The sequence below is a fragment of the Micromonospora sp. NPDC047756 genome (assembly GCF_055587245.1).
Window position 1 is genome coordinate 298,835 of sequence record NZ_JBVJGQ010000007.1, and the last position, 26,903, is coordinate 325,737.

The 26,903-nt window shown below is 71.0% G+C and carries 27 protein-coding genes and 2 riboswitches; of the genes, 14 read left to right on the top strand and 13 right to left on the bottom strand.

The window, feature by feature from the left end; all coding sequences use genetic code 11:
* Positions 1-31: 31 nt before the first annotated feature.
* From ACZ6NZ_RS24505 to ACZ6NZ_RS24515, 3 genes are read right to left on the bottom strand one after another with little or no spacing between them, the layout of a single operon-like run.
* On the bottom strand, positions 32-616 hold the full coding sequence (locus ACZ6NZ_RS24505) for a histidine phosphatase family protein (RefSeq protein ID WP_465860352.1): 585 nt from the start codon (positions 614-616) through the stop codon (positions 32-34).
* Positions 613-1,386, bottom strand: coding sequence for a CbtA family protein (locus ACZ6NZ_RS24510; RefSeq protein ID WP_465860354.1), 774 nt, complete (start codon positions 1,384-1,386; stop codon positions 613-615). Before ACZ6NZ_RS24510 ends, ACZ6NZ_RS24505 begins: the two co-directional genes overlap by 4 nt.
* Positions 1,377-1,580: a CbtB domain-containing protein gene (locus tag ACZ6NZ_RS24515; RefSeq protein WP_355010105.1), complete on the bottom strand. Its 204-nt coding sequence runs from the start codon at positions 1,578-1,580 to the stop codon at positions 1,377-1,379. Before ACZ6NZ_RS24515 ends, ACZ6NZ_RS24510 begins: the two co-directional genes overlap by 10 nt.
* A gap of 58 nt (positions 1,581-1,638) precedes the next feature.
* Positions 1,639-1,718: riboswitch (cobalamin riboswitch) on the bottom strand.
* A gap of 315 nt (positions 1,719-2,033) precedes the next feature.
* Between ACZ6NZ_RS24515 and ACZ6NZ_RS24520 the strand changes: the two genes are divergently transcribed.
* The 5 genes from ACZ6NZ_RS24520 to ACZ6NZ_RS24540 all read left to right on the top strand — a co-directional run bounded on the left by ACZ6NZ_RS24520 (position 2,034) and on the right by ACZ6NZ_RS24540 (position 7,170).
* A complete protein-coding gene (locus tag ACZ6NZ_RS24520) occupies positions 2,034-2,912 on the top strand; it encodes an amidohydrolase family protein (RefSeq protein ID WP_465860355.1) in 879 nt (292 codons plus the stop codon).
* A gap of 320 nt (positions 2,913-3,232) precedes the next feature.
* Positions 3,233-4,240, top strand: coding sequence for an ABC transporter permease (locus ACZ6NZ_RS24525; protein ID WP_091406814.1), 1,008 nt, complete (start codon positions 3,233-3,235; stop codon positions 4,238-4,240).
* 40 nt (positions 4,241-4,280) lie between these two features.
* Positions 4,281-5,336 (top strand): ABC transporter substrate-binding protein, encoded by a 1,056-nt coding sequence (locus tag ACZ6NZ_RS24530; RefSeq protein WP_366609500.1) that lies wholly within the window; start codon positions 4,281-4,283, stop codon positions 5,334-5,336.
* Positions 5,336-6,154 (top strand): ATP-binding cassette domain-containing protein, encoded by an 819-nt coding sequence (locus ACZ6NZ_RS24535; protein WP_366609498.1) that lies wholly within the window; start codon positions 5,336-5,338, stop codon positions 6,152-6,154. The genes ACZ6NZ_RS24530 and ACZ6NZ_RS24535 overlap by 1 nt, the downstream gene beginning before the upstream one ends.
* Positions 6,151-7,170 carry an aldo/keto reductase gene (locus ACZ6NZ_RS24540; RefSeq protein ID WP_465860356.1) on the top strand — a complete coding sequence of 340 codons (1,020 nt, stop codon included), beginning with the start codon at positions 6,151-6,153 and terminating at the stop codon, positions 7,168-7,170. Before ACZ6NZ_RS24535 ends, ACZ6NZ_RS24540 begins: the two co-directional genes overlap by 4 nt.
* 7 nt (positions 7,171-7,177) lie before the next feature.
* On the opposite strand, the gene ACZ6NZ_RS24545 is transcribed toward ACZ6NZ_RS24540, so the two are convergent.
* Positions 7,178-7,900 carry a FadR/GntR family transcriptional regulator gene (locus ACZ6NZ_RS24545; protein ID WP_366609495.1) on the bottom strand — a complete coding sequence of 241 codons (723 nt, stop codon included), beginning with the start codon at positions 7,898-7,900 and terminating at the stop codon, positions 7,178-7,180.
* A gap of 7 nt (positions 7,901-7,907) precedes the next feature.
* On the bottom strand, positions 7,908-9,305 hold the full coding sequence (locus ACZ6NZ_RS24550) for an enolase C-terminal domain-like protein (RefSeq protein ID WP_465860357.1): 1,398 nt from the start codon (positions 9,303-9,305) through the stop codon (positions 7,908-7,910).
* Between the two features lie 432 nt (positions 9,306-9,737).
* Positions 9,738-9,955: riboswitch (cobalamin riboswitch) on the top strand.
* Positions 9,956-10,147: 192 nt separating this feature from the next.
* On the opposite strand from ACZ6NZ_RS24550, the gene ACZ6NZ_RS24555 reads away from it, so the two are divergent.
* The 3 genes from ACZ6NZ_RS24555 to ACZ6NZ_RS24565 all read left to right on the top strand — a co-directional run bounded on the left by ACZ6NZ_RS24555 (position 10,148) and on the right by ACZ6NZ_RS24565 (position 14,186).
* The gene (locus tag ACZ6NZ_RS24555; protein WP_465860496.1) at positions 10,148-12,490 is read left to right on the top strand and encodes a ribonucleoside-diphosphate reductase subunit alpha; all 2,343 of its coding nucleotides are present in this window, start codon (positions 10,148-10,150) and stop codon (positions 12,488-12,490) included.
* Positions 12,491-12,546: 56 nt separating this feature from the next.
* Positions 12,547-13,542 (top strand): ribonucleotide-diphosphate reductase subunit beta, encoded by a 996-nt coding sequence (locus tag ACZ6NZ_RS24560; RefSeq protein ID WP_366609851.1) that lies wholly within the window; start codon positions 12,547-12,549, stop codon positions 13,540-13,542.
* Between the two features lie 146 nt (positions 13,543-13,688).
* A complete protein-coding gene (locus tag ACZ6NZ_RS24565) occupies positions 13,689-14,186 on the top strand; it encodes a GNAT family N-acetyltransferase (RefSeq protein ID WP_465860358.1) in 498 nt (165 codons plus the stop codon).
* A 25-nt stretch (positions 14,187-14,211) separates the two neighbouring features.
* Here ACZ6NZ_RS24565 and ACZ6NZ_RS24570 read toward each other — a convergent pair whose 3' ends face one another.
* The 3 genes from ACZ6NZ_RS24570 to ACZ6NZ_RS24580 form a co-directional block, all read right to left on the bottom strand.
* Entirely contained in the window at positions 14,212-14,565 is a 354-nt protein-coding gene (locus ACZ6NZ_RS24570) for a TraR/DksA family transcriptional regulator (protein ID WP_465860360.1), read from the bottom strand.
* Positions 14,566-14,705: 140 nt separating this feature from the next.
* Positions 14,706-15,653, bottom strand: coding sequence for an ion transporter (locus ACZ6NZ_RS24575; RefSeq protein WP_465860361.1), 948 nt, complete (start codon positions 15,651-15,653; stop codon positions 14,706-14,708).
* A 96-nt stretch (positions 15,654-15,749) separates the two neighbouring features.
* Positions 15,750-15,914, bottom strand: a complete 165-nt coding sequence (locus tag ACZ6NZ_RS24580) for a hypothetical protein (protein ID WP_465860362.1) — start codon at positions 15,912-15,914, stop codon at positions 15,750-15,752.
* An 88-nt stretch (positions 15,915-16,002) separates the two neighbouring features.
* On the opposite strand from ACZ6NZ_RS24580, the gene ACZ6NZ_RS24585 reads away from it, so the two are divergent.
* Positions 16,003-16,362, top strand: coding sequence for a hypothetical protein (locus ACZ6NZ_RS24585; RefSeq protein WP_465860364.1), 360 nt, complete (start codon positions 16,003-16,005; stop codon positions 16,360-16,362).
* A gap of 27 nt (positions 16,363-16,389) precedes the next feature.
* Here ACZ6NZ_RS24585 and ACZ6NZ_RS24590 read toward each other — a convergent pair whose 3' ends face one another.
* Together ACZ6NZ_RS24590 and ACZ6NZ_RS24595 are read right to left on the bottom strand one after the other, a co-directional pair.
* The gene (locus ACZ6NZ_RS24590; protein WP_366609479.1) at positions 16,390-16,851 is read right to left on the bottom strand and encodes a GNAT family N-acetyltransferase; all 462 of its coding nucleotides are present in this window, start codon (positions 16,849-16,851) and stop codon (positions 16,390-16,392) included.
* A 151-nt stretch (positions 16,852-17,002) separates the two neighbouring features.
* The gene (locus tag ACZ6NZ_RS24595) at positions 17,003-17,860 is read right to left on the bottom strand and encodes an SDR family oxidoreductase (RefSeq protein ID WP_465860366.1); all 858 of its coding nucleotides are present in this window, start codon (positions 17,858-17,860) and stop codon (positions 17,003-17,005) included.
* Positions 17,861-17,955: 95 nt separating this feature from the next.
* Here ACZ6NZ_RS24595 and ACZ6NZ_RS24600 point away from each other — a divergent pair, with 95 nt between their 5' ends.
* Positions 17,956-18,351 carry a winged helix-turn-helix transcriptional regulator gene (locus tag ACZ6NZ_RS24600; protein ID WP_366609850.1) on the top strand — a complete coding sequence of 132 codons (396 nt, stop codon included), beginning with the start codon at positions 17,956-17,958 and terminating at the stop codon, positions 18,349-18,351.
* Here the strand turns inward: ACZ6NZ_RS24600 and ACZ6NZ_RS24605 are convergent.
* On the bottom strand, positions 18,348-19,292 hold the full coding sequence (locus ACZ6NZ_RS24605; RefSeq protein ID WP_465860367.1) for a DMT family transporter: 945 nt from the start codon (positions 19,290-19,292) through the stop codon (positions 18,348-18,350). The two genes, ACZ6NZ_RS24600 and ACZ6NZ_RS24605, sit on opposite strands and share 4 nt — an antisense overlap.
* Between ACZ6NZ_RS24605 and ACZ6NZ_RS24610 the strand changes: the two genes are divergently transcribed.
* The gene (locus tag ACZ6NZ_RS24610) at positions 19,291-20,679 is read left to right on the top strand and encodes an aminotransferase-like domain-containing protein (protein ID WP_465860368.1); all 1,389 of its coding nucleotides are present in this window, start codon (positions 19,291-19,293) and stop codon (positions 20,677-20,679) included. The two genes, ACZ6NZ_RS24605 and ACZ6NZ_RS24610, sit on opposite strands and share 2 nt — an antisense overlap.
* Positions 20,680-20,718: 39 nt before the next feature.
* On the opposite strand, the gene ACZ6NZ_RS24615 is transcribed toward ACZ6NZ_RS24610, so the two are convergent.
* Positions 20,719-21,681, bottom strand: coding sequence for an AraC family transcriptional regulator (locus tag ACZ6NZ_RS24615; RefSeq protein WP_465860369.1), 963 nt, complete (start codon positions 21,679-21,681; stop codon positions 20,719-20,721).
* 421 nt (positions 21,682-22,102) lie between these two features.
* On the opposite strand from ACZ6NZ_RS24615, the gene ACZ6NZ_RS24620 reads away from it, so the two are divergent.
* Together ACZ6NZ_RS24620 and ACZ6NZ_RS24625 are read left to right on the top strand one after the other, a co-directional pair.
* Positions 22,103-22,765: a hypothetical protein gene (locus ACZ6NZ_RS24620; RefSeq protein WP_366609473.1), complete on the top strand. Its 663-nt coding sequence runs from the start codon at positions 22,103-22,105 to the stop codon at positions 22,763-22,765.
* A 233-nt stretch (positions 22,766-22,998) separates the two neighbouring features.
* Complete coding sequence (locus tag ACZ6NZ_RS24625; RefSeq protein WP_465860371.1) at positions 22,999-24,510, top strand: CehA/McbA family metallohydrolase domain-containing protein; 1,512 nt, start codon at positions 22,999-23,001, stop codon at positions 24,508-24,510.
* A 93-nt stretch (positions 24,511-24,603) separates the two neighbouring features.
* On the opposite strand, the gene ACZ6NZ_RS24630 is transcribed toward ACZ6NZ_RS24625, so the two are convergent.
* Positions 24,604-25,197 (bottom strand): MarR family winged helix-turn-helix transcriptional regulator, encoded by a 594-nt coding sequence (locus tag ACZ6NZ_RS24630; RefSeq protein ID WP_465860372.1) that lies wholly within the window; start codon positions 25,195-25,197, stop codon positions 24,604-24,606.
* Between the two features lie 114 nt (positions 25,198-25,311).
* Here ACZ6NZ_RS24630 and ACZ6NZ_RS24635 point away from each other — a divergent pair, with 114 nt between their 5' ends.
* Positions 25,312-26,883 carry an LLM class flavin-dependent oxidoreductase gene (locus ACZ6NZ_RS24635; protein ID WP_465860374.1) on the top strand — a complete coding sequence of 524 codons (1,572 nt, stop codon included), beginning with the start codon at positions 25,312-25,314 and terminating at the stop codon, positions 26,881-26,883.
* Positions 26,884-26,903: the final 20 nt, after the last annotated feature.

The window sequence follows — 26,903 nt, forward strand, 5'->3', positions numbered from 1 at the left end:
GGTGCCGTTCGGTGTGACCTCGACCTGCTTCTCACCCGCCCAGTCGAAGGTGCCAGCGCGCACCCTGGCTGGTGAGCCGGACGACAGCCAACGGCTCCACGTCCACCTGCCGGTACGTCCCCACCGGAAGGCCGAGGGCGTGCACCACCGCGACCCGGATCACCAGCGGGTGGGTGACCGCGACGACTCGACCACCGGCCCGGTGCCGCGCGTCCAGCCAGCCGCCGACCCGATCCCGCACGTCCACGACGGACTCGCCACCGTGCGGCGCGCGATCCGGGGCGGACAACCAGTCGTGCAGCGCCTGCGGCTGCGATTCAGCGACCTCCTCGAGCGACCGCCCGGACCAGCCCCCGTAGTCACAGTCGGCCAACGCCGTCTCGACCGTCGGCAGCAGGCCGAAGGCGTCGGCCGTCTGTCGGGCGGCCACCGCCGGGCTGGACAGGCAGGCGTCGTACGCCCCGAGGTGCCAAGGCCGGTCCACACCCGCGCCAGCCTGGGCGAGGGCAGCACGCCGGCCACCCTCGTCCAGGCCGTCGTCGGCACCACCGAAGCGGGCCCGGCGCAGCGCGGCGGTGTGACCGTGGGCGACCAGCCGAAGGCTGGTGCCCCTCACGTGCTCGGTAGCGCGGTGCCGGCCCGGCGACGCCGCTCGTGGTGCATCAGGGCCGCGAACAGCAGGCCGATGCCGGTCCAGAGCACGACCTGGGTGCCCAGCGAGGCCAGCCGGAACTCCCACAGCAGGGCTGCGGGGAAGTCCGCCGGAACCTCCTGGAAGGACGGCATCACCACGTACGACACTGCCGTGACCAGGAGGAACCCGCCCACGGCCGCGGCCGCGCGCAGCCACGTCGGCGCGTGGGCACCGACCGACCGGTAGCCCAGCGAGCCGGCCCACACCGCCACCAGCCCGAGCACCACCATCAACAGGTAGGTGACGGTCCGTTGGTTGATGGTGGCCGGGTCGCCGACCGCCGGTGGGTTCGCCGGGTACTTGAGGAACGGCACGATCACCGCGCCGAGCAGCGCCGCGCCGGCCAGCAGCAGACCCCACCGCCCGTCGTCGTCGCCGCGCCGCCGCCGGGACAGCAGGACGTACGCCGTGGCCAGCAGGCCACCCATCGCGGCCCCGAACAGGGCGGTGGCCAGGAACAGGCCGCCACGCTGACCCGTCCGGCTGACCAGGGCGTCCTCGTGATCGTGCGCACCAGCGGCGGGCTCCGCGTGGGTCGCCGCCTCCTCGATGGCGATGGCCGCCTCGACGTGCGGTTCGCCGGCGACGTACGCGAACGCCCCGGCCAGCAGGCCGGCGATCAGGCCGGCCAGCAGGCCGCGGACGAGGACGGCGAGGAACGGGGGAGTGCGGGTGGTAGTGGTCAGTGGCACGGGACGCCCAGCAGGTGCCGGCCGTCGTGCATCAGCTCGTGCAGGTACATCCCACTGCGCGACACCGCGCCCTGGTCGAACGCGACGAGATACGTCAGCAGGGCGAGCGCGGCAACGGTCGCCAGGGCAGTCCACAGAAGACGGGCGCTGCCGGCGGGGTGCACCACCGGCTGGCTGGTAGCGGAGCTAGACATGAATACACGAACCTCCCCAGGGATGACGCGTCCCCATCGCAAGGCTGCGGACGACCGAGCGTCCTGGCTCGCGGACCCCGGTTGTGCTTGGGGAACCGCTCACAGTGGCGCGACCGCGCCGGATTCACACCGGCTTCCCTCGCGTCGCCGCAGATAGTGCGTCGACGGTATCGGTGCCGCCTCGGGCGGTCAACCCGGACCCGTGCCCCGGACCCGTCCACCCACCGGGACGCCGACTCGGCCGACCAGCCGCGGGTACCGGCGGATTCGTCAGACCAAAAGGCGACACTGTCGCAAGCCGGTGGTGGCGCGCGTTCGGGACTCGGCAACACGCTGTTACCGCTAACATGGTCAATCTGCCAGATCGGCTCCGTGGCTCCGGGTCGACCCGGAGGGTTCGATCAGCGGCTGGGCGGGGTGTGCGGTGGGCGAGAACGCGCTGGGGCGGGTCCGGTGACGACCGGCGAGGTCGCGCGGCGATCGGGCATCGTCGACGCGCACCACCACCTCTGGGTCCGGACGCGGCACCCACAGTCCTGGATCGATCCGCACACCATGGCCGCGATCGACGACGACTTCACGCCGGTCGAGCTCGCCCCGGCGACCCGGGCCGCCGGGGTCACCCAGACCGTGGTCGTCCAGTCCGTCGCCGTTCGGTCCGAGACGCCTGAGCTGCTCGGCATCGCGGCCGACGACCCGCTCGTCGCCGGGGTCGTCGGCTGGGTCGACCTCACCGCGGCCGATGTCGACCGTCGCCTCGCCCGACTACGCGCGGCGCGCGGCGGCGAACGGCTGGTCGGGATCCGGCACCTGGTCCAGTCCGAACCCGACCCGACCTATCTCGACCGCCCCGAGGTGCGGCACGGCATCGCCGCGGTCGGTGCCGCCGGTCTCGCCTTCGACCTCCTGGTGCGCCACCACCAGCTGCCGGCGGCCGTCCGGCTCGTCCGCGACCTGCCCCAGGTGCGCTTCGTCCTGAACCACCTCGGCAAGCCTCCGCTGGGGCGCGCCGGTCTCGCTGACTGGCAGCGCGACCTGCGGGCGTTCGCGGCTGAGGCCAACACCACGGCGAAGCTCTCCGGCCTGGTGACCGAGGTGGACCGTGCGTCCTGGACCGCGGCGGACCTGCGGCCCGCCGTCGAGCACGCCCTTGACGTGTTCGGGCCGGATCGGCTGATGTTCGGCTCGGACTGGCCGGTGTGCCTGCTGGCCACCTCGTACACCCGCTGGGTCACCGTCCTCGGTGACCTGCTGGACCCGCTGTCCGAGGACGAGCGGGCCGCGATCTGGCGCCGGACCGCCGGCCGTGTCTACCGGCTGGCTCCGTCCTGAGACGGCAGCGCCTTTCGACCTCGGGACATAGCATGTTATCGATAACATGCTGGCGGTGGCAGTCGATGTCGATTTGGTCAGACCTATGGCTTCGGCGGCACAGGTAACGATGGCAAAACATGCCCGCAAGACCTTGGCAACATACGTGAATGCGTGGCAAGGTAACGCCTGATCGCGGGAAACATCCGACCTATCTCCAAGGGTTGTGCGGGCACCTCGCCGCACCGCCGGCCGAGCGGGTCGGTCGCTCACAGACGTTCGGCTCGTCGGCGGGTCCCCGTCGGACGCCGGCGCCACGCTTGGGGAGGTCAGGTCCGACGATGAGTAGCGCCGAGGCAACCGCCGGCACGCAGCGCGGCGAACTCAGCGACTGGTTCCGGGAACGGATCTCCCACGCCGTCTCCGAATTCACCGCCGCGACCGCGTTGGTCGTCCTGTTCATCGCCCTGACCTTCGCGAGTCCCTACTTCCTGACCGCGGACAACCTCTTCAACATCGGGGCCCAGACGGCGGTGATCGCCATCATCGCCACCGCCCAGACGATGGTCATCATCACGAAGGGCATCGACCTGTCCGTGGGGTCGGTCGCCGCTCTCGCCGGCGTGTTGGGCGCGATGGTCGTGCGCGACCTCGGCTTCTCGCTCTGGGCGGCGACGGCGGTCGCGATCGGCGTCGGCGCCCTGGCCGGGCTGTTGAACGGACTGCTGGTGACCGTGGCCCGGATTCCGCCGTTCATCGCGACGCTGGGGACGATGTCCGTGGGCCGCGGGCTGGTCTTCATCATCACCGGCGCGGTCGGCGTCTACGGCCTGCCCCGGTCCTTCCAACTGCTCGGCAACGGGCAGATCCTCGGCATTCCGTTCGCCGTGGTGATCACCGTCCTGGTCGCCGTCGGGGTCGCCTTCCTGCTCTCCCAGACCCGCTTCGGTCAGTACACCTACGCCATGGGCTCCAACCTGGAGGCGGCCCGCCGCTCCGGCATCCGGGTCGGGCGGCACCTGACCGGGGTGTACGTGCTGGCCGGCGTGCTGGTCGGGCTGGGCGGCATGATCGCCGCGTCCCGGGTCAACTCCGGCCAGCCCAACTACGGGATCTCACTGGAACTCGACGTCATCGCCGCCGCCGTCATCGGCGGAGCCAGCCTGTTCGGCGGGCAGGGCCGGATCGTCGGGACCATCATCGGCGCGTTCCTCATCGCCCTGGTCCGCAACGGCGCCGTCCTGCTCGACATCAGCATCCACTACCAGCAGGTGATCGTCGGCGTGATCATCTGGGCCGCCGTCTACTTCGACCAGTACCGCCGCCGGCGGCTGGAATCACGGGGTTGACATGCCATTCCGAGAGTCCGAACGAGGAAGGACACACACCATGGCACACACCACCACCAGCCGGCGGACGCGAGGACGACTCCTGCGCGCGCAGGCGATCCTGGCCGCGGCCGCGGCGACCGCCCTGCTCAGCGCCTGCGGCGGGGTCGAGGTCCGTGACGGCGGCGGCGACGGCGCGGCCAAGGACGCGAGCGGCCCGTTGAAGCTCGCCGTCGTCCCCAAGGCGGTCGGCGCCGACTACTGGAACACCGTCAAGGCGGGCGCCGAGTGCGCCGCTCAGCGCGCGGGGGACGTCACCGTCCAGTGGGACGGCGTGACCGCCGAGACCGACGTCGAGGGCCAGGTCAACCTGATCCAGAACTTCGTGACCAAGAAGGTCGACGGCATCGTCTACGCGGCGACCGACTCCAGCGCGCTCGCGCCGGCGACCGACAAGGCGCTCAGCGCCAACATCCCGGTCGCCATGATCGACTCCGGCACCAGCCCGCAGCCGTCGAACGTGCCCCTCTTCGCCACCGACAACCGTGCGTCGGCGACCGAGGCGGCGAAGCTGCTGGCCACCGAACTCGGCCCCGGCAACCACGAGGTGGCGCTGGTCGAGTTCCAGCCCGGTTCGCAGACCAACACCGAGCGGGTCGACGGCTTCAAGGCCGGCCTCGCCCAGTACCCGAACCTGAAGCTGGTCGGCCAGCAGCCGAGCAAGAGCGACGTCAACGAGGCCCGACGGGTCACCGAGAACATCCTCACCGCCAACCCCAACCTGAAGGGTGTCTTCGCGGCCAACGAGCCGAGCGTGCTCGGTGCCGCGCAGGCCATCCAGGCCGCCGGCAAGTCCGGCAAGGTGGTCATCATCGGGTGGGACGCCGCCCCCGACGAGATCGCCGGCGTACGCAGCGGCCAGATCTCGGCGCTGGTCGTGCAGAACCCGTTCAAGATGGGCTACTTCGGCGTCGACAAGATGGTCAAGCACCTGCGGGACAAGGCGCCGCTCGCGTCGGCCGACACCGGCGTCACGTTCGTCACCAAGGAGAACATCGACTCGGCGGAGATCAAGGCGGTGCTCGAGCCCAGCTGCGCCAACCCGCCGGTGCAGTGATGGGCGCGATTCCCACGGCCACCGCGGACAGCGACCAGCAGCCCACCGACGCGGAGCCGCCGGTCCTCGAAGCCCGCGGCATCGTCAAGCGGTTCGGGCACGTCGAGGCGTTGCGCGGCGCCGACTTCACGGTCCGCCGGGGCGAGGTCGTCGCGCTGATCGGCGACAACGGCGCCGGCAAGAGCACTCTGATCAAGACCCTGTCCGGTGTGCACCCGCCGGACGAGGGCGAGATCCGCGTCGGCGGCCGTCCGGTCCAGTTCAACACCCCGGTCGACGCCCGACGGGCCGGAGTGGAGACCGTCTACCAGGACCTCGCCGTCGCCGACGACCTCAGCGTCGCCGCCAACCTGTATCTCGGCCGGGAGATCCTGCGCTCCGGACCACTCGGCCGGCTCGGGCTGCTGGACAAGCGCGCCATGCGCCACGGCGCCGCCGCCGCCCTGGACGAACTGGGCGTACGGATCCCCCGGGTCACCACCCCCATCGCGATGCTGTCCGGTGGGCAGCGGCAGTGTGTGGCGGTGGCCCGGGCCATCATCTGGGCGACCAACGTGGTCATCCTCGACGAGCCCACCGCGGCCCTGGGGGTGGTCCAGACCGGGCGGGTGCTCGACGTCGTCCGGCGGGCCCGCGACGCCGGCATGTCGGTGGTGCTGGTGAGCCACAACATGCCGCAGGTCCTCGAGATCGCCGACCGGGTCGAGGTGCTGCGCCTCGGCCGGCGCGCGGCCCAACTCCGCGCCGACGAGGCCACCACCGACGATCTGGTCGCCGCGATGACCGGCAGCACCAGCGTGGGTCGGGACGAGCGGTGACGGCGGCCGTCCAGGGAGGTGCCCGGGGTCCCGCGGGTCCGCCGAGCCGCGGCGGCGCTGCACCGCCGCCGCGGCTGAGCCCACTGGGCTTCGGCGCCTCCCAGGGCGGCAATCTCTACCGGGCGACGTCCGACGAGCAGTTCGCCGCCGCCGTGGACACCGCGTGGGCAGGCGGCATCCGATACTTCGACACCGCACCGCACTACGGGCTGGGCCTGTCCGAACGACGGCTGGGCGCGGCCCTGCGCTCCCGCCCCCGCGGCGAGTACGTGGTGTCGACGAAGGTCGGCCGACTGCTCGTGCCGTCACCGGAGACGGCGCACCAGCGGGATCCGGAGGGGTTCGACGTTCCCGCCGACCACCGCCGGGTCTGGGACTTCAGCCGCGATGGCGTCCGCCGTTCGCTCGAGGCGAGCCTTCGGCGCACCGGCCTGGACCGGATCGACGTGGTGTATCTGCATGACCCGGACGAGCACTGGCAACGGGCGGCGAACGAGGCGATCCCGGCCCTGGTGGAGCTGCGGGAGCAGGGCGTGATCGGCGCCGTCGGTGCGGGAATGAACCAGTCGGCGATGCTGGCCCGCTTCGTGGCGGAGACCGACGTGGACATGGTGATGTGCGCCGGCCGGTACACCCTCCTGGAGCAGGGCGCGCTGACCGACCTGCTACCCGCCGCGCAGGCCCGCCACGTCGGCGTGGTGGTCGCCGGTGTCTACAACTCGGGGCTGCTGGCCCGGGACATGCCGTCGACCGACGCCGTCTACGACTACCGGCAGGCGCAGGCAGAGGTGATCGACCACGCCCGCCGGATAGCGCGGGTCTGTCAGACGTACGGCGTCACGCTGCCCCAGGCGGCGTTGGCGTTCGTCCGTCGTCACCCGGCCGTGGTCTCGACCGTTGTCGGCATGCGCGACGACGCCCAGGTGACCGAGACCCTGCGTCGGTCCGGTGTCGACGTCCCGGATCAACTCTGGACGGCGCTGTACGACGAGGGGCTGCTCGACGTCCAGCCGTGAGGGTCGGTCACGACCGGGCCGTCTCGATGCTGGCGTCAGCGTCGTCGGGTAACCCCTGCAACGACTCCTCCACACCGATCAGGTGGTTGGCCATCCGGGTGCGCGCCCGCTCCGGGTCCCGTGCCACGAGGGCCTTCAGAATCGCCACGTGCTCGTCATGGGTGCGCAGGTCCGCGCCCTCCTCGTGCAGACTCCGCCAGAGCCGGCCACGGAGGGTGCGCCCGGCGAAGGCTTCGATCAGACCGACGAGCACCGGATTCTCGGCGTGCACCGCGATGATCCGGTGGAAGGCGATGTCGATCTCCATGATCCGCTCGTGGTCCGGCGGCGACTGGCCGACCAACCGGGCCGCCTCGTCGAGCAGGTCACCCGCCTGGGCCAGGGCCTCGTCGGTGATCCTGGTCGCGGCCAGGCAGGCGGCCTCGCACTCCAGCAGCCGGCGGACGGTGTGGATGTGCCGGGGGTCGCCCTGGCCCTGGAAGTCCACCACGAAATTCATCGGGGCCAGCAGTTGCGGCGCGTCGAGGTTGGTGACGTAGGTGCCGTCGCCCTGCCGGATGTTGACGATCCCCAGGATCGACAGGGCCGACATCCCCTCGCGCAGGGAGCCCCGCGAGACACCGAGCTGCTCGGCGAGGTCCTTCTCGATGGGCAGCCGGTCTCCGGGCCGGAACTGCCCTTCGAGGATCATCCGCTTGATGCCGTTGACCACTTCGTCGGTGCGTGACATGTCCCCCCTAACGGCCGGCGGGGGTGGCCTTCCCACCCGCGATCACGTACGCCGCCTCCGGAGATGACACGGTAGTCGGGTCTGTCGCCGCCCAGTAGTGGCCGTCGGGGAAACGGTAGAGCGCCACCGACTCCGGACGCATCCGGGTGGAGTAGCCGGGCTGGCTGGGCAGGACGTATCCGCTGCCGGAACCGGTGTCGCGGATGATGCAGGGATCGGTGAAGTGCTCGTGCAGGTGGTCGACGAACTCGGTGACCCGGTTGGTGAGGTCCCCCGAGATCGCGACGTAGTCGAGCACCGACACGTGTTGGACCATCTCGCACAGCCCGACACCGCCGGCGTGCGGGCACACCGGGACGTCGAACTTCGCGGCCAGCAGCAGCACGGCGACGATCTCGTTGATGCTGGCCAACCGGCCGGTGTCGAGCTGGCAGAAGTCGATGGCCTCGGCCTGGAAGAGCTGCTTGAACATCACCCGGTTGTGGCAGTGCTCGCCGGTGGCGACGCCGATCGGAGCGACGGCGCGTCGGACGGCAGCGTGGCCCAGGATGTCGTCGGGGCTGGTCGGCTCCTCGATCCACAGTGGCGTGAACCGGGCGAGGGCGGTGACCCAGTCGATGGCCTGACCGACGTCCCACACCTGGTTGGCGTCGATCATGAGGTTGCGATCCGGCCCGAGGATCTCCCGCGCGATGGCGCATCGGCGGATGTCGTCCTCGAGGTTGGCGCCCACCTTGAGCTTGACGTAGCCGTAGCCGGAGTCGACCGCCTCCTGGCACAGTCGGCGCAGCTTGTCGTCGCCGTAGCCGAGCCAGCCCGCCGAGGTGGTGTAGGCGGGGTAGCCGGTCCGGTCGAGCTCGGCGAGGCGGGCGGCCTTCGTGCTCTCCTTGGCCCGCAGGATGGCCAGTGCCTCGTCGCGGGTCAGCGCGTCGGAGAGGTAGCGCAGGTCCGCGATGTCGACGAGTTGCTCGGGGGTCATGTCGACGAGCAGCCGCCACAGCGGTTTGTCGGCGACCCGGGCGACCAGGTCCCATGACGCGTTCAGCACGGCGGCGAGGGACAGGTGGACGACGCCCTTCTCGGGGCCGAGCCACCGCAGTTGCGAGTCGGAGGTGAGCAGGCGGTAGACCGCGCCCATGTCCGCCGCCATCGTTGCCACGTCCTGGCCGACGAGGAGCTGTGCCTGGTGGACTGCCGCCGCCGCGACGATGTCGTTGCCTCGGCCGATGGTGAAGGTCAGGCCGTGTCCCGCGAGTGGCGCGCCCACGCCGTCGACGCCGTCGGTGTGCAGGACGACGTAGGCCGCCGAGTAGTCGCCGTCCTTGTTCATGGCGTCTGACCCGTCAGCGGTCAGGGAGGTGGGGAAGCGGACGTCTTCGACGGTGACGGCAGTGATCTGCGGCATGCGCTCCTCGCCCAGCTAGGCTAAAGATCAGATGATCACTGGGAGTATACGGAGGGCTGCTCCAGCGCGTCAACGTTGTCGATCACCTCTGGCGTGCAGACATATGATGTTTTCCCGCTCCCGCCGATCCGCCTTGACGCCGATCATGCCGGTTGGCAGGCCAACTCGACGCGCGCGGCGGACCCCGGAGATTGGATGTTCCACCTCGCCGCAACGTATCGACGGCGACGTATAGGCGTGGCCTCCAGTGCCACGGCCCCGATACGTCACATCTTTGTCGAATGTCGACACCCGTGCGCGGAGCCCCGTCTCCGGTGCCCGGCGTCGGTCGGCTGCTGCGTGCTCCCGGGGGTTGGTGACGGTGGTCACCGCATCGCCGTCGACACGCCCGAGACCGACATGTGGGGTGTGACAACGGCTGCGTCCCTATATATGGTGTCGAGCGCAGCTGGTTCGGCCGCTCATCCAGTGCGGTCGAGGCAACAGGGAACCCGGTGGAAATCCGGGACTGTCCCGCAGCGGTGAGTGGGAACGACAGCCGTCATGAGCACTGGGCCACCAATTCGGCCTGGGAAGCGACGGCCAGTAGGAGACCGGCGAGCCCGGTCGTGCCCGCGAGTCCGAAGACCTGCCAGCGCGCCGCGTACCCGCACCCGGGTGGGCGGCGGTCCGAGGCCGCGTGGGACGGCTGACGCCACCTGACCCACGCCGCTGCCGGCGTGCGTCCGTCGGTGTCTGTCTCCTCGCGTCCGGGCCACCAGGTCTCGAACTCCGAGGAGCGAGTGGTGACAGTCACCGAGGTAGTCCCGGCCAGCGGCGACGCGACAGTGCGGCGGACGCCGATGCAGGTCCGCAAGCGCGACGGCGGCACCGAACCCGTGGACGTGAACAGAATCGTCCGGGCGGTCGAGCGGTGGGCCGACGACCTGACCGACGTCGACCCGTTGCGGGTGGCTACCCGCACCATCAGCGGCCTCTACGACGGCGCGACCACTGCCGAACTCGACCGGCTGTCCATCCAGACCGCCGCCGAGATGATCGGTGAGGAGCCGCAGTACTCGCGTCTGGCCGCGCGGCTGCTGGCCGGCTACGTCGACAAGGAGGTGCGTCGACAGGGCATCACCTCGTTCAGCGCGGCGATCCGGGTCGGCCACGCCGAGGGCCTGATCGGTGACGACACCGCCGTCTTCGTCGCCGCACACGCCGCGACGCTCGATGACGCCATCGACCCGGACGGCGACCGCCGGTTCGAGTACTTCGGCCTGCGCACGGTGTACGACCGCTATCTGTTGCGCCACCCCACCAGCAGACTGGTGCTGGAAACCCCGCAGTACTGGCTGCTGCGGGTGGCCTGCGGCCTGTCCCGGACGGCGGGCGAGGCGGTCGACTTCTACCGGCTGATGTCCAGCCTGGCCTACCTGCCCAGCTCACCGACCTTGTTCAACTCCGGCACCCGGCACACCCAGATGTCCTCCTGCTACCTGGTCGACTCCCCGCTCGACGAGCTGGACTCGATCTACGCCCGGTACGCCCAGGTCGCCAACCTGTCCAAGTTCGCCGGGGGCATCGGCATCGCGTACTCCCGGGTCCGCTCCCGGGGCGCGCTGATCCGGGGCACGAACGGGCAGTCCAACGGGATCGTGCCGTGGCTGCGCACGCTGGACGCGAGCGTCGCCGCGGTCAACCAGGGTGGCCGACGCAAGGGCGCTGCCTGCGTCTACCTGGAGCCGTGGCACCCGGACATCGAGGAGTTCCTGCAACTGCGGGACAACACCGGCGAGGACGCCCGCCGCACCCACAACCTGAACCTGGCCAACTGGGTGCCGGACGAGTTCATGCGTCGGGTCGAGGCCGACGAGCCGTGGTCGCTGTTCGACCCGCACGAGGTGCCCGAGCTGCCCGACCTGTGGGGGGAGCGGTTCGACGCCGCGTACCGGCAGGCCGAGGCGCAGGGCCGCTACGTGCGGCAGGTCCCGGCGCGGGAGCTGTACGGGAAGATGATGCGGACCCTCGCCCAGACCGGCAACGGGTGGATGACCTTCAAGGACGCGTCGAACCGGCTCTGCAACCAGACCGCCGAGCCGGGCAACGTCGTGCACCTGTCGAATCTCTGCACCGAGATCGTCGAGGTGTCCAGTGACGCCGAGACCGCCGTGTGCAACCTCGGCTCGGTGAACCTCGCCGCCCACCTCAGCGCCGACGGCATCGACTGGGAGCGGCTGCGCGCGACGGTGCGGACCGCGGTGACCTTCCTCGACCGGGTCATCGACATCAACTACTACCCGACCGCGCAGGCGGCGGCGAGCAACCCCCGCTGGCGGCCCGTCGGGCTCGGGCTGATGGGCCTGCAGGACGCCTTCTTCGCGTTGCGGCTGCCGTTCGACTCGCCGGCCGCCCGCGAGCTGTCCACCCGGATCAGCGAGGAGCTGTACCTGACCGCGCTGGAGACCTCCGCCGACCTGGCGCGCGAGTTCGGCGCGCACCCGGCGTACCCGCAGACCCGGGCCGCGCGGGGCCAGCTCCAGCCCGACCTGTGGGGTGTCGAGGGTACGCAGACGGCACGTTGGGCGGCCCTGCGGGAAGAGGTCGCGGCGCACGGGCTGCGCAACTCGCTGCTGGTGGCGGTCGCGCCGACGGCGACCATCGCCTCGATCGCCGGGTGCTACGAGTGCATCGAGCCGCAGGTGTCCAACCTGTTCAAGCGCGAGACCCTGTCGGGGGAGTTCCTCCAGGTCAACACCGCTCTGGTACGCGAGCTGAAGGCCCGCGGTCTGTGGACCGAACGGATCCGTTCGGCCATCAAGCGGGCGGAGGGGTCGGTGCAGGACATCGCCGAGCTGCCGGTCGGCGTACGGGAGCTGTTCCGCACCGCGTGGGAGCTGCCGCAGCGGGCGCTGATCGACCTGGCCGCCGCCCGTGCTCCGTTCATCGACCAGTCCCAGTCGCTGAACCTGTTCCTGGCCGCGCCGACCATCGGCAAGCTCTCCTCGATGTACCTCTATGCCTGGAAGGCCGGGCTGAAGACCACCTACTACCTGCGCTCGCGTCCCGCGACGCGGATCCAGCAGGCCACCGTCAGCGCCGTCGCACCCGTCGCACCCGTCGCTCTCGCGTCCGTGGCCCTCGACGCGGAGGCGCTCGCCTGCTCGCTGGAGAACCCCGAGTCGTGCGAGGCATGCCAGTGACCGTTCCCGAAGCCGCCACCACCGACGCCAGCACCACCGACACGAGGACCACGCACATGCTGCTCGACCCCGGGATGGACCTCACTCTGCGCCCGATGCGCTACCCGCACTTCTTCGACCGGTTCCGCGACGCGATCCGCAACACCTGGACTGTCGAGGAGGTCGACCTGCACGCCGACCTCGCCGACCTGGACAGGTTGTCGCCAGCCGAACGGCACCTGGTCAGCCGCCTGGTGGCGTTCTTCGCCACCGGCGACACGATCGTCGCCAACAACCTGGTGCTCAACCTCTATCAGCACGTCAACAGCCCGGAGGGTCGCCTCTACCTGTCCCGCCAGCTGTTCGAGGAGGCCGTGCACGTCCAGTTCTACCTCAACCTGCTCGACACCTACGTCCCCGACGAGACGGAGCGCTTCGAGGCTTTCGCGGCCATCGAGAACATCCCCTCGATTCGTCGCAAGGCGGAGTTCTGCTTCCGGTGGATCGACTCGCTCAACGACCTGCGGGAGCTGCGGTCCCGCGAGGACCGGCGCACGTTCCTGCTCAACCTCATCTGCTTCGCCGCCTGCATCGAGGGGTTGTTCTTCTACGGCGCGTTCGCCTACGTCTACTTCCTGCGCTCCCGTGGCCTGCTGCACGGTCTCGCCTCGGGCACCAACTGGGTGTTCCGCGACGAGTCCATGCACATGGCGTTCGCGTTCGACGTCGTCGACACCGTCCGCGCCGAGGAGCCGGACCTGTTCGACGACGACCTCGCCGACCAGGTTCGCCGGATGCTCACCGAGGCGGTCGAGTGTGAGGTGCAGTTCGCCGAGGACCTGGTGGGTCAGGGGGTGCCCGGTCTGACCCTGGCCGACATGCGGGAGTACCTCCAGCACGTCGCCGACCGTCGCCTCGCCCAGCTCGGCATCGCGCCGCACTACGGGTCGAGCAACCCGTTCGGCTTCATGGAGTTGCAGGACGTGCAGGAGCTGTCCAACTTCTTCGAGCGGCGGGTGTCGGCGTACCAGGTCGGGGTGACCGGCACCGTCGCCTTCGACGACGACTTCTAGCGACCTCGGTCCATCCGCTTCCCTTGATCAGGTGATGAAAAGTAGCTTGGAGACGACCTCATTAGCTATTTCTCATCACCTGATCAAGGAACGTCAGGCCAGCGAGCCGAGACGGGGTGGTCGCCCGCCCGGAAAGGAACGTGCTGATGGTCGACATCACCGTGCGGCCCATGACCGACGCCGACGCCGACCGGGTCCTGACGATCTATCAGGCCGGCCTGGACACCGGTGACGCCAGCTTCGAGGTCACCGCGCCCGGCTGGGCGGCGTTCAGTGCCGCTCGACTGGGCGGGCACCGGTTCGTGGCCGTCGACCCGGGTGGAACGGTGCTCGGCTGGGTCGCCGTCTCGCCGACCTCGACCCGCGCGGTGTACGCCGGTGTGGTGGAGCACTCCGTGTACGTCGACCCGGCCGCCCAGGGCCGTGGCATCGCGCGACTGCTGCTGGACGCGTTGATCACCTCCACCGAGGCCGACGGTGTCTGGACGATCCAGTCTGGAGTCTTCCCGGAGAACGCCGCCAGCCTGGCGCTGCACCAGCGGGCCGGATTCCGGGTCATCGGCGTCCGTGAGCGGGTCGGCCGCCACCACGGACGCTGGCGCGACGTCATTCTGTTGGAACGGCGCAGCCCCGCCATCGACTGAGACGCCCGCCGGTCGACGGTGGCCGTCACCGTCGGCTGGCGCAGGTCACGCAGGTGCGCGCCGACGGGCGGGCGGCGAGGCGCTCGGCGGGGATCGGGCTGCCACAGCCTTCGCACAGGCCGTAGCTGCCGTCGTCGACCCGTCCCAGCGCGACGTCCAGCTCGGCCAGGCGTCGGCGGGTCGCGTCCAGGACGGCCGTGAGCTGCGCGCGCTCGAAGGCGATCGTGCTGCCCTCGGGGTCGTGCTCGTCATCGGCGTTGGACGAGCGGGACGCCTCGAAGAGGCTCCGGAGGTCGCCGTCAAGGGCGGTGGCCTGAGCCTCGGCCTGTTCGCGCAGCCGTAGCAACTCCTCGCGGACCGCGCTGGAATCCCTCGTCATGGCACTCCACGGTACCTGGGGGATGACAGCGGTCACCCCACTGGCATTCCGAGACGCACCGCCCGGCGGGCGCGGGGATCGGCTACATGAAGGTGCGGGTGTGCGGGCATCGAACGCGGGAACGCGGTGCGAGCGTCGGATCACCGTTTGGCGCGGGCGTTGTCCCGGTGGGATCGACCGTGCCCGTCGTCCCGGTCGATGCGTAGCTCGCGCTCCAACTCGGTGATGACCGCCCGCAGATCGTCCAGTCGTTGGGTGAGCGCGATCCGGTCAACCTCGTCCGGTACGCCGTCGCCGTCCTCGTCGTAGCCGGGGGCCAGTCGCTCGGTCATCTCCAGTCGGCGGGCCTCCTCCATGGAGTTGACGATGACCGCGATGAGGATGTTGAGCAGCAGGTTGACGGTGATGACCACGTAGCTGACGTAGTAGAGCAGCGTCCACGGTGAGATCTCCATGCCCTGCTCGATGAGGTCCGGCAGCGTCTCCAGAGACAACAGCACGAACAACGTCAACAGTGACCGGCCGATGTCGCCGTACTCCTGCGGGTATCTGTCGCCGAAGATGAGCCAGCCGGCCATCCCGTAGACGTAGAGCGTCACCACGGCCAGGGCGAGGAACCCGGTGACGCCCGGCAGGCTGCGCCAGAGTGCGGAGACGATGGTCCGCAGACCTGGCGAGAACCGCACCAGGCGGACCATGCGGGCGACGCGCACGACCCGCAGCAACGCCGAGTCACCGTGCAGTCCGGGTACGAAGATCGCCGCGATCACCACGAAGTCGAAGACGTTCCAGCCGTGCCGGAAGAAGTCCTGCGGACGCCGCCCGTACGCGGCCAACCGGATGGCGATCTCGACGACGAAGACGGCCCGGAAGAACAGCTCCAGCCCGTGCAGCGCGCTGTCGGCGGGGCTCAGGTCGTCGTACGTCTCCAGGCCGAGGACGATGCCGTTGGCGAGGATGACCACGACGATGGCGACCTCGAAGGGACGGGACCGGGCGAGGTGGGCGCACTGGTTGGCCCAACCCGACCGGTGCCGCGACGGCGGTTCCGGCCCACCTCGCTGGGTGGGCGCGGGGGCGTCACTCACCAGTCGACCGGCTCGATCGTGCGGCGGTGCGGATGGTGTGTGGGCATGCCCACCAGCCTAGCCAAGATCCACGACGGTGGGCGATCGTGTGACCCCTCAGGAGTGAGCCGCCCGGTGCGGCGGCACCGGCGCCGCAAAGAACTCGGCGAGGGGCTCGACGATCCTGCGGTGGGCCCGGTTGATGGCGTCGTGGCCGCTGCGGGGGATGGTCAGCGTCCGAGCCCGGGACAGCGCGCGGGTAAACGCGGCGTTCTGCTCCACGTAGTACCGCGGGCGACGCCCGCTGGTCTAGGTTCTCGATGGTGAGCGGGACCGGCCCCGGCCTGCGCCAGCTGCGAAGAGGTGCGCGATGTCCGACCCTGATCCTGCCGACCTGCGTCGACGGGCCACTGACGGTGACCGGGACGCGGTCGACCAGCTCGTCGAGCTCGCGGGGGAACGGGGTGACCTCACCGAACTGCGTCAGCTGGCTGAGGACGGCAACGCCGACGCGGCGGCCCAGCTCGTCGAACTCGCCACCGAACTCGGCGACATGGGCGAGTTGCGGCGTCTCGCCGACCGGGGCGACAAGGATGCCGCTGACCAACTCGTCGAGTTGGCCGCGGAGCGGGCCGACGTCGGTGAGCTTCGCCGACTCGCCGACGGCGGGAACCGGGACGCCGCCGACGTCCTGGTCGAGCTCACCGAGGAGCAGGACGAGGCGGAGTAGTCGGGCGGGGCGGGGTAGCCCTCGGCGTCACGTCGTGGTGGTGAGGTACCGGCGGTAGCCGAGGGCGGACTGCGCGAACCCGAGGGACGCGTAGAACCGGTGCGCGTCGGTGCGGGTGGCGTTCGATACCAGTTGGACCTTGTAGCAGCCGGCCGCCGTCGCCTCGTCGAGCGCCGCCAGCATCAGGGCCCGGGCGACTCCACGACGACGCCAGCCGGACGTGACCACCACGTTCTCCACCACCATGTACGGTCGCGCCCCGTGGGTGAGGTTGGGGACGACGACGGTGTCCAGGGTGCCCACGAAGGTGTCCCCGGCGACGGCCAGCAGGAGGCGGCGGCCGGCCTGGGCGTGCAGGTCACGCCAGGCGGTGGCGAGCCGGTCGGCGTGCGGCCGTACGTCGTCCGGAGCGAGCTGCCACAGCACGTCGAAGACCAGCTCGGGGTCGTCCTGCGCCACGGCGGCGCGGATGACCACGTCGCCGCTCACCGGGCTGACGCCTGACTGCCCGGATCGGACAGTGTGGAACGCCCCGCGTGCCGGGTGAGCCGGTCGTCGATGTGCCGCACCATGGCGCCGAGGATAGGGGTGACGGGCGACGGCGTCGTGCCACCGCCGCCCGCATCGGCGATGACCCCGGTCAGGCCCGCGCCGCCCGGACGGCGTCGCGCAACGGAGTGCTCGGCCGACCGATCAATCGGCTCAGGTCGTCGCTGTCGGTCGCCAGCTCGCCGTCGGCGATGGACTGGTCGAGCGCGGCGACGAAACCGGCGGTGCCCGCGTCCAGGCCGACGTTCTCCAGGGCCGAGGCCAGCTCGGCGGCGGACATGTCCTGGTGAACGACAGTGGTACCGGTCACCTCGGTGACGGCTTCGGCCAGCTCGTCGAAGGTGAACGCCGTACCGCCCAGTTCGTAGACGGCGTTGCCGTCCTCCTCCCGGGTCAGCGCGGCAACGGCCGCCCCCGCGTAGTCGGCCCGGGTCGCCGCGGAGATCTTGCTGCCGCCGGTGGCGCCGAGGATCGTGCCGGACCCCAGGTACTGCGGTAGCTGGTCGGTGTAGTTCTCGGTGTACCAGCCGTTGCGCAGCACGGTGTAGGCCAGACCGGACGCGGCGAGCACCTCCTCGGTGGCCTTGTGCTCAGGGGCGAGCGGGTTCGCGGTGGTGTCGGCCTTCAGGATGCTCGTGTAGACGAGACGCTCGACGCCCGCGAGCTTGGCGGCGTCGATGACCGCGGTGTGCTGCGCGACGCGCTGACCGGGGGTGTCGCCGGAGATGAGCAGCAGGCGGCGTACGCCGGCCACGGCTCCGGGCAGCGTCGACGGGTCGTCGTAGTCGGCCTTGCGGATCTCGACGCCGCGCCTGGCGAGGTCGGCGGCCTTCTCCGGGCTGCGGACGATGGCGGCGATGTCGGTGGCGGGCACCCCGTTGTCGAGCAGGTGCCCGATCACCAGGCGGCCCAGTCGGCCGGTGGCGCCGGTGACGGCATAGGTGGGCATGGGAACCTCCGGAGGTAGTATCAGATCAGCAGGCACTTACGAATCTACAGTACTAATCGAAGGGCAGCGTGGGTTAGGCTGGTGAGGTGAGCGACATGCCGGCCCAGGACCCGGCGGGGCCTACCCAGGAATTCGTCAGCGATGTCTTCGCCCGGGGTTGCACCTCCCGCGCGGCCTTCGAGGACGTCACCTCGAAATGGGCCTCGCTGGCCCTGTTGGCGCTCGGAGAGGGCCGCTACCGCTTCAACGCGCTGCGTCGGCGCATCGACGGGGTCAGCGAGCGGATGCTCTCCCAGACCCTGCAGACCCTCGAACGCGACGGGATGCTCACCCGCGAGGTGCTCACCGCGATCCCACCGCGCGTCGAATACTCGCTGACCCCCCTCGGCGCCCGGGTCGCGGAGCAACTGCGCGGCCTCGCCGATCTGCTGGAGGCATCGGTGCCCGAGGTGCAGACCGCCCGCGACAGCCGCGAGCGCGACCGGGGCTAGCCGGCCTCGCGTCGCGCCGCGACCATCCGTGGGCTCTGTCGTATGCGCTGGGTCGCCACGACGCATCCCAGCACCGCCAGCGCCGCCGCGATCGAGGCGGGGGAGACCACCTCGCCGAGCAGCAGCGCCGACCATCCCAGGGTCAGCACCGGCTGGGCGAGTTGGACCTGGCCCACCTGCGCCACACCGCCCCGGGCCAGGCCCGCGTACCAGGCGAAGAAGCCCAGGAACATCGAGACTCCGGTGAGATAGCCGAACGCCGACCAGCCGAGAGCGTCGGCCCGTGGCGGACTGACGGCGGCGGCGACGGCCGTGACCGCAACGGTGATGGGCAGCGAGAGCAGCAACGCCCAACAGATCGTCCGGGCGCCGCCCAGCTCGCGGGCGAGCGCGCCGCCCTCGGCGTAGCCGAGGCCGCAGAGCACGACCGCCGCGAGCAGGAACAGGTCGGGCAGGGTGAGGGCGCCGCGTACCGCGCCACTGACGCCGAGGAAGGCGAGAACCGCCAGCAGCCCGCCGGCGCTCACGATCCAGAACAGCGGCGGTGGGCGTTCGCCGGCCCGCAGTACCGCGAACACGGCCGTCATCGCGGGCAGCGCGGCGATGACGACCGCGCTGTGCGCGGAGGTCTGGGTGAGAAGCGCCAACGAGGTGAACAGGGGAAAGCCGACGACGACTCCGAGGGCGACGATCGGCAGCCGTCGCCACTGACCGCGGGTGGGCCGCGGTGCGCCGGTGAGGCGCAGGTACGCCCAGGCCAGCAGCCCCGCGCCGACAGCCCGGCCGAAGGCGACGAACCACGGGTCGAGTTGCTGCACCGCCATGCGGGTGACCGGAAGCGACAGGCTGAAGCCGAGCACGCCCAGGGCGCCGAGGCCGAGCCCGGAGATCCGGTCCGCTGTTACCGTGTTTCCCGCAGTAGCGCTACTCTTGTCCGTCATGGAGAACGGTAACGCAGCCCAACGCGTTATCCAAGATCTGCGGACCCTCGCGGCCGTCGCCGGCCCCGGCGCCCGGCTGCCCTCGGTACGAGAGTTGACCGCCCGACACCAGGCCTCGCCGGTCACCGTCGCCGAGGCCATCCGACAGTTGGCGGCCGAGGGGCTGATCGAGGCGCGACCCGGCCGAGGCACCTTTGTGGCCACCGCGCCGGACGAGCCGGGCGTACCCGACCTGTCCTGGCAGACCGTCGCGCTCGGGCCCCGCCGGTTCGGTCAGGATGAGATGCAGGCCCTGTTGGCGCTGACGCCCGCCGGGACGATCCCGCTGTCCGGTGGCTACCTCGACGCGGACCTGCAGCCCGCCGCTGCGCTCGGCGCCGCCCTCACCCGAGCCGCCCGCCAGCCGGCGAGCTGGCAGCGGGGGCCGGTCGAGGGCCGCGCCGACCTGCGCGCCTGGTTCGCCCGCGAGGTCGGGGCGGGGCTGCACGCCGAGGACATGGTGATCTGCCCCGGCGGGCAGGCCGCCCTGTCGTCCGCGATGCGGGCTCTCACCGCGCCCGGCGACGCCCTGCTGGTCGAGTCGCCGACCTACCTGGGCGCGTTGGCCGCCGCCCGCGCGGCCGGGCTGCGGGTGGTGCCCGTGCCGGCTGATGCCGACGGGGTACGGCCCGACCAACTCGCCGCCGCGTTCGCCCGCACCGACGCTCGGCTCTTCTACTGCCAGCCCCTGTACGCCAACCCGCACGGCGCGACGCTGGCGGAGCACCGCCGGGCGCAGGTCGCCGAGGTCGTACGCGACGCCGGGGCGTTCCTGATCGAGGACGACTACGCCCGTGACCTCACCATCGACGAACCGGCACCGCCGCCGCTGGCCAGGGATGATCCCGACGGTCACGTCATCTACCTTCGTTCGCTGACCAAGTCGACCGCCCCCGGGCTGCGCGTGGCCGCCATCGGAGCCCGTGGCCCGGCCGGAGCGCGACTGCGCGCCGCCCGGCTGCTCGACGACTTCTTCGTCGCCGGACCACTGCAACAGGCGGCGATCGACTTCCTCACCTCTCCGTCGTGGTTGCGGCATCGCCGGGCACTGCGCACTGCCCTCCGGATACGCCGTGACGCGTTGCTGACCGCGCTGCGCCGGCATCTGCCAGGCATTGCCCCCCAAGCGATCCCACGTGGCGGTATGCACCTCTGGGTGCGCCTCGCCGCCGGCACCGACGAGGCGGCAGTGGCCGCCGCCGCGGCGGCCGAGGGCGTCGCCGTCTTCCCGGGCCGACCCTGGTACGCGGCCGACCCCCCGGCCCCGCACCTACGCCTCACCTACGCGGCAGCGGCACCCGACCTCATGGACGAGGCCGTTCGACGCCTCGCCCGCGTTCTCGGTTGACCGCCGGTCGCCCGGCTGGCGGCGTCCGGTGCGGGGGTCTCAGGCATTCAGCGTCTCGCGCGGCGGCACGCCGAAGCTGGCGTGGTATCGCGCGGTGAACCTGCTGTGGCTGGCGAATCCCCACCGACTGGCGATCGCCGAGACGGTCTCCTGGCGCGGGTCGGCGCGGACCAGGTCGTGGTGCGCCCGGACGAGCCGGACTCGACGCAGGTAGGCCATCGGGGTGGTGCCGAGGTGGCGGCGGAAGGCGAGTTGAACCGCCCGGAGGGAGACGCCGGCGGCGCTGGCGATGTCGGCCGCGCTGATGTTCCGCTCGGCGTGCTCCTCCAGAAACGTGGTCGCCCGTCGCAGCGTGGCGGTGGTGGCGTCGTTCCGGTCCGCGGCGGTCGGTTCGGTGAACGCGGTGTTGGGAAAGACCGCGAGCGCCGCCGCGGCCAGCATCCGGGCGGCGTTGCCGATCACCAGCGGCTGTGCCCCGGCGGCCGGGCTGTTCAACACGACGTCGCGGACGAAGCTGGTGGTGTTGCGCCACTGCCGGGCGAGATCCGTGCTGGCGGCGCTGAGTTCGGTGAACTCGATCCGACCCGGCCGGCGGGCGGGCGCGGTGGTGGCCACCTGCGCCAGCACCGACAGGTCCAGTACGCAGAGCTCCACCTCACCGGGGTGCCAGTGCACGCTGCACGGCTCCTGCGGCCTGGTGACGAGGAAGACGTCGCCGGGGCCGAACCGGTGGGCCGAGCCGGCGCAGGAGCGGTCGACGCGTGCGGTGCGGGTGCGACCGATGACCAGCCCGCCGAGGGTGCTGGCATCGATCTCGAGGTGTCCGGTCTGGCGGGTGGTCGCGATGGCGAAGGGACCGGTGTCGACGCGGTGGTGGGTGAGCCGGTATCCGTTCCTGCTGTGAATGCGCAGTTTCGGGTCGTACGTGTCGGACAGGAATTCCTGGATCGCCGTTGGGTCACGGCTGTCGAACTGGTGGGTCTGCACTGGCGATGACGTCATCCGCTGTCTCCGTCCGGTGGAGGTGCCGCCGGGTGCTGGAACGGGTGCCGGCGGCAGGTTCGGGACGTGCCGGGGTGCTCGGCGGTGACCCGGCACATCGTCGGCCGGCGGTGCGGTGGAACGTCGCGAGCGGGACGGCAGCGACCGGTTGAGCGTGTCGGATCTGGTCGGACCATTCACCGATGGTGAGACGCAATATCCGTAGATGGGAATTTCACCATACGGCAATCACCGACGTGCCGTCCTACGCATCACTGCGATGTGTCAGCAGCTCGACTTCGTTTTCCGGCTAGCGCGCCACACGGTTCTGCGCCTGCTGTCCTAGCCACCCGCGTGGCCGACAGCGAAATCTTGTTCATGATTCGTCGGAGGATGACCAACCGGCTCACCGCCGGGAGGCCGACGCACGGAGGGGGAAGCGTTGGACGGTACCGATCCTGACCGCGTCGTTCGGCTGGCCGTCGCCGAGGCGCTGGCCCGGGTGGCGGACGAGGACAGCCTGGGTCTGGGCGAGGGGGACGCGCTGGAGATGCTCGGTCGTGGGCTCCGGGAGGTGCTGCGCCGCGCACTCGACGACCGGGTGCCGCTGACCACGCCGGGGTTCGTCGACCTCTGCCGCGACCTGGGTCTGCACCGTGACGCCTTCGACCTGCTGGGGCACTACCTGATGACCGCGTTGCTGACCCAGCACGTCGGGCCCGACGCCCTGATCCGCGTCGGCGTGCTCTTCGGCACCGTCGGGCGTTACCTGCCCGGCGCCCGTCCGGTGGTCCATCGCAACGAAGGTCCCGCGACCCGGCGACGCGATGTGCGCTCGGACAACAGCGTCGTCGGTCGCTACCGGCGGGCCAAGCTGCCGGAGCACCTCCCCAACCCGCCGAGCTGGACCTGCACCGGATGCGGCCGTGAGTGGCCCTGCGCCACCAAGCAGAGCCAACTGCTCGCCGAGTTCGGTGGAGCGCGCGCCTCCCTCGCGGTCTATCTCGGCTCCTGCCTCGTCGCCGCCGCTCAGGATCTGCCCACGATGCCGTTGCCCCGGGTCCGGCTCCGCTTCCTGGGCTGGCTGCCGCGCGCCCGGATCTGACCGGGCCGTCGGAGGGGGACCGTCGACCAACGCCCTGGCCCGCCCCCGCCGGGGCGGGCCGGAGTGGACGCCGCGCGATCACGGGGTGACCCGCTGCTGTCCGGCCCGACGCTTCGACCAGGTCGGGGCAGGGTGTTCATTGCGCGCACCCGCTGCGTACGGCGGCTGTTCACCGCCTTCTCCGAGGCTCCTTGATCGAAAGAGCATTCACTTGATCGAGGAGAGGCTCTCAGGTGAGAGACAAGCATCCCGAAGAGACCGAGCACGCGCAGCTGTCCCGGCGCAAGCTGGTCAAGTACGCGGGCGTCGGCGCGACGCTGGCCGCGGCCAGCCCACTGGTCGGTGCCGGCGCGGCCTGGGCCGACGAGGACCGCCGGCCGGGTGACGACGACAAGACCGACCGGGGTGATTCCAAGAACCGGGTGTGGCGTGCGGGGGACCACCACATCCACTCCGAGTACAGCGGTGAGTTCGACACCACGAAGTCCCCGATCGTCTTCCACAAGGGCGCGGACGCGGTCTACCCGATCGTCACCAATGCCATCATGGCGAAGAACTTCGGCCTGACCTGGGCGATGTGCACCGACCACGGTGGACCCACGCACTCGAAGGTGAACATCGAGCAGGCGTACCCCGACCTGCTGCGGTCCCGCAAGCTGGTCCCCGAGGTGCTCCAGTTCTGGGGCATGGAGTTCGACGCGCCCTCGCTGGACCACCACACGCTGATGATCCCGCGCCACGAGGACGAGGCGAAGCAGCTCTTCGAGCTGGAGAGCCGGTTCGCCAAGTACGACGCGTTCCCCACCGACCCGGCCCGCGACACCGAGGCCAAGATGGTGGAGTTCCTCAAGGTGGCCCGGGGCATGCCGCACAAGCCGCTGGTGATCGCCCACCACGCGTCCCGCTCGGCCCCCGGTCTCGGCGTCTACGGTCAGGACACCCCGCGCGAGTTCCGCAACGGCAACAACGCCGCGCCGGACGTCTACATCGGCTTCGAGGGCGCGCCCGGTCACCAGGCCGGCCCGCTCAACGGCGGTAAGCGGGGCGGGTACGGCAACCACCCCACCTACGGCGGCTTCGACCAGATGACCGCCCGGGTCGGCGGTCTGTGGGACTCACTGCTCGGCGAGGGCCGGCGCTGGTGGATCACCGCGACCTCGGACTCGCACGTGCACTGGACCCGGGGCGGCTCCGACTTCTGGCCGGGCGAGTACAGCAAGACGTACGTGCACGCCCGCCAGGACTACGGCGACATCATGGACGGCCTGCGCAACGGTCGGATCTGGGTCACCACCGGCGACCTGATCCGCAGCCTCGACGTCACCGCCACGTCCCAGGGCAGGACCGCCGAGGTCGGCGAGACGATCACGGTGAGCCGTCGTAGCCGTACCGATGTCGAGATCGAGATCACCTTCCGCCCGCTGGGTGGGGTGAACGCGAACGGCGATCGGCCCGAGGTCCGCCGGGTCGACCTGATCGTCGGCCAGATCACCGGCCCGAGCGCCAGCCTGGACGCCGACACCAACCCGACCACCACTGTGGCGGCCCGGTTCGGCCCGCGGGACTGGCGTCGGCGGGGCGACAGCTACGTCATCCGGCACACCCTGCGCAATGTCGAGGCGGACACCTACGCGCGGGTGCGCGGCACCAGCACCGACGAGGCCGAGCCGCTCGCTGACGGGCTGGAGAGCCCGTGGGACGACCTCTGGTTCTACTCGAACCCGGTCTTCGTGCACGTGCGCTGACCGGTGCGGTAGCGACATCGCGGGCCTGTCCGGCACCGCTCGACCGACGACGTCGGGTGGTGCGGGGCGGGCCCGTCCCGTCGCGGTCGCAGGTCAGTCGGGTCTGGTGCGGCGGCCCCGGGGAGTGGCGGTTCGTCCGCCCCGCGCCGGGGCAGCACCGCTGCGACGCGCGGCGGGCTCCGGGTCGGCCTGCACCTGGGTCACCACCTCGCAGAGGTCACGCAGCGGGTCCGCCGCCTGGGCCGAGCAGGCGACCTTCTGCAGCAGTGACCGCAGCGTCGCCGACTCGGCCGGGGTGAGCGCCCCCAGCAGATGCGACTCGACCTGCCGCAGTGCGACCCGCTGCTTCTCCCAGGCGGCGCGGCCGGCGTCGGTGACCTCGATGAGCCGGTTACGCCGGTCGGCCGGGTCCGCGCGCCGGGCGACGAACCCGGGCCGCTCCAGGTCGTCGATCAGGTACGTGAGGACGGTCCGGTCGATGCCGATCTCCTCGGCGATCGCGCCCTGGTTTCGGGCCGGCCCGTTGCTGGCCGCGGTGAGGAGTTGGTAGCCGCGCGGGCCACCGGGAAAGTCGGTGAGCGCGTGCTCGGCCGCTCGGACGTAGCGGCGGAAGACGATGCCGAGCATCCAACCCAGGTCGTCGTCGAGCGGATCGGGCCGGTCCGGCCGGCGAGAGGCACCCGTCATTCCCCGACAATACCGCAGCGAGGCAGACCTTGTTGGCAAGAGATGTTCTGCATGGCATAAGGTTGCGCTAACGGCGCATCGCCCGAGGCGTCGGGGAAATCGGGAGGCTCGCAGATGAGCGACTACGGCCACGACCTGGTCTTCGGCTCCTTCGTCACGCCCAGCGCTGACAATCCGGACCGCACGGTCGGTGTCGCCGTCCTGGCCGAGCAGGTCGGGTTGGACCTGGTCACCTTCCAGGATCACCCGTACCAGCCGACGTTCCTCGACACCTGGACGCTGCTGAGCTTCGTGGCGGCCCGCACCAGCCGGGTGCACCTGGCGGCGAACGTGACGAACCTCCCGCTGCGCCCGCCAGCGGTGCTCGCCCGCAGCGTCGCCAGCCTGGATCTGCTCAGCGGCGGCCGGGTCGGCCTCGGCCTCGGGGCAGGGGCGTTCTGGGATGCCATCGAGGCGATGGGCGGCCGGCGGCTCACCCCCGGCCAGGGCGTACGGGCGCTGGAGGAGGCCATCGAGGTCGTCCGTCAGCTCTGGGACGTCGAGGCGCGTGGCGGAGTGCGCGTCGACGGCGAGTTCTACCGGGTGGTGGGTGCCAAGCGCGGTCCGGCTCCGGCCCACCCGGTGCCGATCTGGCTGGGCGCGTACAAGCCCCGGATGTTGCAGCTCACCGGTCGTCGGGCCGACGGTTGGCTGCCCTCGCTGGGCTACCTCCAGCCCGGTGACCTGGCCAGGGGCAACGCGATCATCGACGACGCCGCGCAGCAGGCCGGGCGGTCCCCGCGGGACGTGCGTCGGCTGCTCAACATCTCCGGGGAGTTCTCGGCCATCGGGCGTGGCCCGCTGAACGGGCCCGCCGAGCAGTGGGCCGAGGAGTTGGCGGGGCTGGCGCTGGAGGAGGGCGTCGGCACCTTCATCCTGGGCAGCGACGACCCCGACGACCTGCGCCGCTTCGCCGGCGAGGTGGTCCCCGCCGTCCGCGAGCTGGTCGCCGCCGAACGCGACCGGGACGCCGCTCCGGCACGTACCCCGGAGCCGGAGCCGGTCGCTGCGCCGCCGGCCCGGGCGAGCCGCGCCACCGTGGCCGGTGGGGCGTTCGCCGTGGTGCCGACCCCGGACGACGGTGTACGGCGAAGCGAGCGGCAGGTGTGGGACGAGGCGGCCCGGCCGACCGGGCCCGCGCCCGACCCGGGGCGTACCTACACTCCGCAGGAGCAGGCCACCGGCGCGCACCTCGTGCAGGTCCACGACGGGCTGCGCGGCGAGCTGGCGCAGATTCACGACCTCATCGAGCAGGTGGCGGCCGGCGAGATCGACGCCGGTGCGGCCCGGTCCCACATCAACACGATGACCATGCGGCAGAACCGGTGGACCCTCGGGGTCTACTGCGAGTCGTACTGCCGCATCGTCACCACCCACCACACGATCGAGGACCAGTCGCTCTTTCCCCGGTTGCGGGCCCGTGACCCGCGACTCGCCCCGGTGGTCGACCGGTTGGAGCAGGAGCATCACGTCATCCACGACGTGCTGGAGGGTGTCGACCGGGCGCTGGTCGCGTACGTCGGCTCTCCGGACGGGCTCGCCGAGTTGCGGGCCGCCGTGGACCTGCTGACCGACGCTCTCCTGTCGCACCTCAGCTACGAGGAGCGGGAACTGGTCGAGCCGTTGGCGCGTCTGGGCATTGCCTGATCAACGCGCCGGTACGGCGG